This is a genomic window from Bradyrhizobium sp. 25ACV, assembly GCF_054863005.1.
In genome coordinates, this window is record NZ_JAVAYO010000221.1 from 1 (window position 1) to 229 (window position 229).

The window sequence follows — 229 nt, forward strand, 5'->3', positions numbered from 1 at the left end:
CACGATGAAACTTGAGTTGGAAACGATCCGCCAGCAGCTTCTGAAACATTAACTTGATCTGCGCAACGTTGGGCTGGCCGGGCACATCGGGCTTGCCAGTCACATCGAATTTATCGGATTCCACCCAAGCCGGCGCTCCGACAATTTGCCGGGGATGAAGCTCGTAGGCCATGGTGATAATGTCGCTCAAAGTGGTGTTGATGGTGATCACCTCCTGGCCTCTCACGGT

The 229-nt window shown here is 54.1% G+C and carries 1 protein-coding gene; it reads right to left on the reverse strand.

Annotation, left to right across the window (positions count from 1 at the left end):
- Positions 1-211: TIGR03435 family protein (locus RAD04_RS39210; protein ID WP_461628040.1), on the reverse strand; the 211-nt coding region annotated here is incomplete at its 3' end.
- Positions 212-229: the final 18 nt, after the last annotated feature.